This window comes from Micrococcus sp. MS-ASIII-49, assembly GCF_000946635.1.
GTDB lineage: Bacteria > Actinomycetota > Actinomycetes > Actinomycetales > Micrococcaceae > Micrococcus > Micrococcus luteus.
The window spans coordinates 1-5677 of record NZ_JXSP01000013.1 but is presented as its reverse complement, the minus strand read 5'-3'; the positions used below and the strand labels follow the sequence as shown (position 1 = coordinate 5677).

Here is a 5677-nt window from a genome sequence, read left to right as displayed (position 1 = left end):
CTTCATCCGCGTGGTGTACCTCATGGTGGTGACCGTACCGTGACCGCGTCGAGCGGCTGATCCATGCGGGGCGCGTGTTCATCGACCCGGGCCCGCGCGACGCGGGCGGCCCGCTGCGCTTCAAGGCGGACATCGGTCTGCTCTCCTCCCGGTGCGCCCAGATCCAGGGCGTGTGGATGGCCCCCGCCGCGCGGGGCCGAGGGCTGGCGGCGTCGGCGATGGCCGCCGTCGTGGACTACGTGCGCCTCCAGGCGCCCGTGGTCAGCCTCTACGTCAACGCGTACAACACCCCCGCGCTGCGCACGTACGAGCGCGTGGGGTTCGAGCGGCGCGGCACGTTCGCGACCGTCCTGTACTGACCCGGCGGACCCTGCGCGGGCGATAGGATCGGCGGTCAGGACGCCGGGCACCCCGTGCCGGCGTCGTCCCGTCCCGCGCGCCGCCCCCGACCGCGCGAGCCCGTCCGAGGAGGCCCCGTCATGCCCCTGCGCATGTCCACCCTGTTCCTGCGCACCCTGCGCGACGACCCGGCGGAGGCCGAGGTGGCGAGCCACAGGCTCCTCGTCCGTGCCGGCTACATCCGTCGCGCGGCCCCGGGCATCTACTCGTGGCTGCCGCTGGGCCTGAAGGTGCTGGCCAAGGTGGAGCGGATCGTGCGCGAGGAGATGGACGCGATCGGCGCCCAGGAGGTGCACTTCCCGGCGCTGCTGCCGCGGGAGCCCTACGAGGCCACGGGGCGCTGGGAGGAGTACGGCGACGGGCTGTTCCGCCTGCAGGACCGCAGGGGCAACGACTACCTCCTGGCCCCCACGCACGAGGAGATGTTCACGCTCCTGGTGAAGGACCTGTACTCCTCGTACAAGGACCTGCCCGCGTACCTGTACCAGATCCAGACCAAGTACCGGGACGAGGCCCGCCCGCGCGCCGGCCTGCTGCGCGGGCGCGAGTTCATCATGAAGGACTCCTACTCCTTCACGGTGGACGACGCCGGCCTGGACGCCGCGTACGAGGCCCATCGGGCCGCCTACCTGCGGATCTTCGACCGTCTCGGCCTCGAGGTCGTGCCGGTGCGGGCCACCTCCGGTGCGATGGGCGGCTCCCGCTCCGAGGAGTTCCTGCACCCCACCGAGGTGGGCGAGGACACCTTCGTCGAGTCCGACGGCGGCTACCGCGCCAACGTCGAGGCCGTCACCACGGTGGCCCCCGCCCCGCTGGACGAGGCGGCCATGGCGGCCCTGCCCGCCGCCGAGGTCAAGGACACCCCGGTCTCCACCACCATCGCCGCGCTCGTGGACGTCGCCAACCGGCTGGCCCCGCGCGAGGGCGAGCCGTGGACCGCCGCGGACACGCTCAAGTGCGTCGTGGTCACCGCGGTGGTGGACGGCGGCGAGCGCCGCTCGTTCGTCGTGGGCGTGCCCGGCGACCGTGAGGTGGACCTCAAGCGCCTCGAGGCGTCCGTGGGCCCGGCGCTCGGCGTGGTCGGCGAGCCCACGCTCGAGGCCGCGACCGCCGCGGACCTGGCCGCGCACCCCGCCCTGGTCAAGGGCTACATCGGCCCCGCGGCCGCCGATGCGGTCGAGGGCACCCCGGTGCTCGGCGCGGAGGGCTCCGTCTCGGGCCTGCCCTTCTTCGTGGACCCGCGCATCGCCCCCGGCACCGCGTGGATCACCGGCGCGAACGCGGACCAGCGCCACGTGTTCGGCCTCGTGGCCGGCCGCGACTTCACGTGGGACGGCGTGCTCGAGGCCACCGCGGTGCGTGAGGGCGACGAGGCCCCGGACGGCTCCGGCCCGCTGCACACCCGCCGCGGCATGGAGATGGGCCACATCTTCCAGCTCGGCCGCAAGTACGCCGAGGCCCTCGACCTGAAGGTCCTCGACGTCCACGGCAAGCAGGTCGTGGTGACCATGGGCTCCTACGGCATCGGCATCACGCGCGCCGTCGCCGCGATCGCCGAGCGCTACCACGACGACAAGGGCCTGGCGTGGCCGCGCGCGGTGGCCCCGGCGGACGTGCACGTCGTCGTCGCCACGAAGGGCGAGGACGGCTTCGCCGCCGCCGAGACCCTCGCGGCGGGCCTCGAGGCCGAGGGCCTGACCGTGCTCGTGGACGACCGTCCGAAGGTCAGCCCCGGCGTGAAGTTCAAGGACGCCGAGCTCATCGGCGTGCCCACCACCGTGGTGATCGGCCGCGGCCTGGCCGACGGTGAGCTCGAGCTCAAGGACCGGGCCACCGGCGAGGCGCGCCCCGTGCCCGTGGACGGGGCCGTCGCGGCGGTGCTCGCGGAGGTGCGCCACGGGCGCTGAGTGGTTCGGCGCCGTCGAGCTGACCGCCGGACTGCTCGTCCTCGTGCTCGCCGCGGGCTTCGCGGCGGGCTGGATCGACGCCGTCGTGGGCGGGGGCGGGCTCCTGCAGCTGCCGGCCCTGCTGCTCGTGCCCGGGCTGAGCCCGATCCAGGCGTTGGCCACCAACAAGCTCGGCTCGGTGTTCGGCACGGCGACGTCGGCGCTCACCTACCGGCGGCGCCTGCGGCAGGACCTGTCCACCGCACTGCCGATGGCCGCCGTCGCCTTCGCGGCGGCCCTGGGCGGGGCCGTGGTCGCTGCGCATCTGCCGGCCGGCGTGATCCGGCCCGTGATCCTGGTGGCGCTGATCGCCGTCGCCGTGTTCACGGCCGTGCGCCCGGGCCTCGGGCAGGTCGCCGGCGTGGGACCGCGGCGGAGCACCGCGCTGGCCCGGGCCGTGGCGCTCGGCGCGGCGGTGGGCTTCTACGACGGCGTCCTCGGCCCCGGCACGGGCACGTTCCTCATCCTGGGGCTGGTCCTGCTGCTCAAGTTCGACTTCCTGCACGCCTCGGCACAGGCGAAGGTGGTCAACCTCGCGACCAACCTCGGCGCCCTCGCGTACTTCGTGCCCTCGGGGCACGCGGTGCTGGGCCTGGGGCTGCTGCTCGGCGCGGCCAACCTCGTGGGCGGCTACGTGGGGGCCCGCATGGCGATCGCCCGCGGCACCGGCTTCATCCGCGTGGTGTACCTCATGGTGGTGACCGCGCTCATCGTCAAGGTCGGCGCGGACACCCTCGCCCCGCTGCTGCGCTGACCCCGCCCCGTCCGACCCGGTCGGGAGCACTCGGCCCCGCCGTGGGCCGCCGGTAGGCTCGGCCCCGGATCCCGACCCCGGCCCCCGCCCGCGTGGCGCGGCGGCCCCGACCCGACGAGTGAGGCACCCCATGGACAGCACCGACCGCCGCGACGACCTCGCCGAGCTGCGCATCCGCGTCGAGGAGGCACTGGCGGCCGACGACGTGGTGGTGGAGCAGGTGCGCGCCACGGGCACCGCCGAGCACCGCACCGTCGAGGTGGTCCTCGACCGCGCCTCGGGCACCCGGGGTCTGAGCCTGGACGACGTCGCCCGCCTCTCCGGCCGGGTCTCCGCCGCCCTCGACGCCCTGGGCGACCACGTGCCCGGCGTCGGCGCGGGGGAGTACCTGCTGGAGGTCACCACCGCGGGCGTGGACCGCCCGCTCACCGAGCCCCGCCACTTCGCCCGCAACGTCGGCCGTCTCGTCGAGGTCTCGGTCGACGACGCCGCGCCTGTGACCGCCCGCCTGAAGGGCGTGACGGACGACGACGTCGAGCTGGCCGTGGTGCGCCCGCCCGCGAAGAAGGGCATGAGGGCCAAGGAGCTGCCCACCGAGCGGGTCGCCCTCGACCGCCTCGGTCCGGCGATCGTGCAGGTAGAGTGGAGCCCCGCTCAGCAGGCCGGCGACGCCGACGCCGCCGCGGGCGAGGACACGGCCGAGCACACGGAGGCATGAGTTGGACATCGACATGAGCGCGCTGCGCATGCTGGAGGCGGAGCGGGAGATCCCGATGGACCGCCTCATCCCCACCATCGAGCAGGCCCTGCTCATGGCGTACCACCGCACCCCGGGGGCCCTGAAGCGCGCCCGCGTGGAGATCGACCGCGCGACCGGCCACGTCACCGTGTGGGCCACGGAGCTGGACGAGGACGACACGCCCATCGGCGAGTTCGACGACACCCCGAACGGCTTCGGCCGGGTGGCCGCCTCCACGGCGCGCCAGGTGATGATCCAGCGCATGCGCGAGGAGGACGACGACAAGGTCCTCGGCGAGTTCAAGGACAAGGAGGGCGAGCTCGTCTCCGGCGTCATCCAGCAGGGCCTGAACCGCCACATGGTCCAGGTGAACCTCGGCACCCTCGAGGCCGTCCTCCCGCCGCCCGAGCAGGTGCCCGGCGAGGACTACGCCCACGGCCGCCGGATCCGCGCCTACGTGGTCTCCGCGACGCGCGGCGCCAAGGGCCCGTCCGTCACGGTGTCCCGCTCGCACCCCGGCCTCGTGCGCAAGCTCTTCGAGCTCGAGGTCCCGGAGATCGCGGACGGCTCGGTCGAGATCACGGCGCTGGCCCGCGAGGCCGGCCACCGCACCAAGATGGCCGTGCGCGCCACCCGCCCCGGGGTGAACGCCAAGGGCGCCTCCATCGGGGAGATGGGCAGCCGCGTACGCGCCGTCATGACGGAGCTCAACGACGAGAAGATCGACATCGTCGACCACGTGGACGACCCCGCCGCGATGATCGCCAACGCCCTCTCGCCCGCCACGACCGTCTCGGTGGAGATCCTCGACGCGGACCAGCACTCGGCCCGCGCCGTGGTGCCGGAGTACCAGCTGTCCCTGGCCATCGGCAAGGAGGGCCAGAACGCCCGCCTCGCGGCCAAGCTCACGGGCTGGCGGATCGACATCGTCGGCGACGGGGTCACCACCTCCGCCCCGGGACGCTGACCGTCCCCGGGAACAGATCCGGGCCCGGACGCGCTAGGATGGATGAGGTCCTTTCTCGATCCGACGCCCGTGAGGGGTGAACGCATGACGTCTCGGACGGTCGTGCGCACCTGCATCGGATGCCGATCGAGGGCGGACCAGCAAGAGCTGGTGCGCGTCGCCCTGGACTCCTCGACGGAACCCCCATCCGTCGTCTGGGACCCGGAACGACGCCGTCCCGGCCGGGGTGCGTGGCTGCACCCCGGCGAGGACTGCCTCCACCTCGCCCTGCGCCGCCGCGCGTTCGGGCGGGCCTTCCGGTCCGCCGTCGACGCCGACGCGCTGGTCCGCACCGCGGAGGCACCGGCTGACAGACCGACAGATGAAGGCGGGTCAGAGATCTGATGCGTACCCGATGAGCACTGAAGCATGAGTGCCCAGCGATGAACTTCACCCCCTGCTATCAGGCAGGCCGTGGTGCGCGTGCCCTGGTGGTGCGCGCGACGGCCTGGAGCAACGTCAACGGTCCCAGGACGCGCTGAGACGGACAGCCCGAGCGGCTCCGTTCCGGCCCGTGGGGCCAGAACAGGAGAACCGTGGCCAAGGTCCGCGTCCATGAGCTCGCCAAGGAGCTCGGCATCACCTCGAAGGAGGCCTTGAGCACGCTCAAGGACCTCGGCGAGTTCGTCAGCTCGGCTTCGTCCACCATCGAGCCCCCGGTGGTCAAGAAGCTGCGCAACGCCTACCCGGGCGCCGGCAAGTCCGCCGCCAAGCCCGGTTCCACGCCCGCCGCCCCGGGCCGTTCCGCCGCGCCGAAGCCGGCGGCCGCCCCGTCGCCGCGCGCCGCGGCCCCCACGTCGAATGCCGGCGAGTTCGACTTCCTGCACGCCTCG

General features: G+C 73.7%; 7 protein-coding genes. All 7 read left to right on the top strand.

From position 1 onward, the window contains the following. Positions 1–74 precede the first annotated feature (74 nt). The gene (locus tag SJ20_RS00840) at positions 75–359 is read left to right on the top strand and encodes a GNAT family N-acetyltransferase (RefSeq protein WP_235281205.1); all 285 of its coding nucleotides are present in this window, start codon (positions 75–77) and stop codon (positions 357–359) included. Between the two features lie 120 nt (positions 360–479). Further along, a complete protein-coding gene (locus SJ20_RS00835) occupies positions 480–2306 on the top strand; it encodes a proline--tRNA ligase (RefSeq protein ID WP_044658608.1) in 1827 nt (608 codons plus the stop codon). A gap of 43 nt (positions 2307–2349) precedes the next feature. Beyond that, complete coding sequence (locus SJ20_RS00830; protein ID WP_186319457.1) at positions 2350–3099, top strand: TSUP family transporter; 750 nt, start codon at positions 2350–2352, stop codon at positions 3097–3099. 130 nt (positions 3100–3229) lie between these two features. Further along, entirely contained in the window at positions 3230–3817 is a 588-nt protein-coding gene (gene rimP, locus SJ20_RS00825; protein ID WP_044658606.1) for a ribosome maturation factor RimP, read from the top strand. A gap of 1 nt (position 3818) precedes the next feature. Next, a complete protein-coding gene (nusA, locus tag SJ20_RS00820; RefSeq protein ID WP_036314069.1) occupies positions 3819–4805 on the top strand; it encodes a transcription termination factor NusA in 987 nt (328 codons plus the stop codon). A gap of 42 nt (positions 4806–4847) precedes the next feature. Beyond that, complete coding sequence (locus SJ20_RS00815) at positions 4848–5189, top strand: YlxR family protein (protein WP_036334361.1); 342 nt, start codon at positions 4848–4850, stop codon at positions 5187–5189. A 191-nt stretch (positions 5190–5380) separates the two neighbouring features. After that, the coding region (locus tag SJ20_RS00810) for a translation initiation factor IF-2 N-terminal domain-containing protein (RefSeq protein ID WP_044658605.1) at positions 5381–5677 on the top strand (297 nt) is incomplete at its 3' end.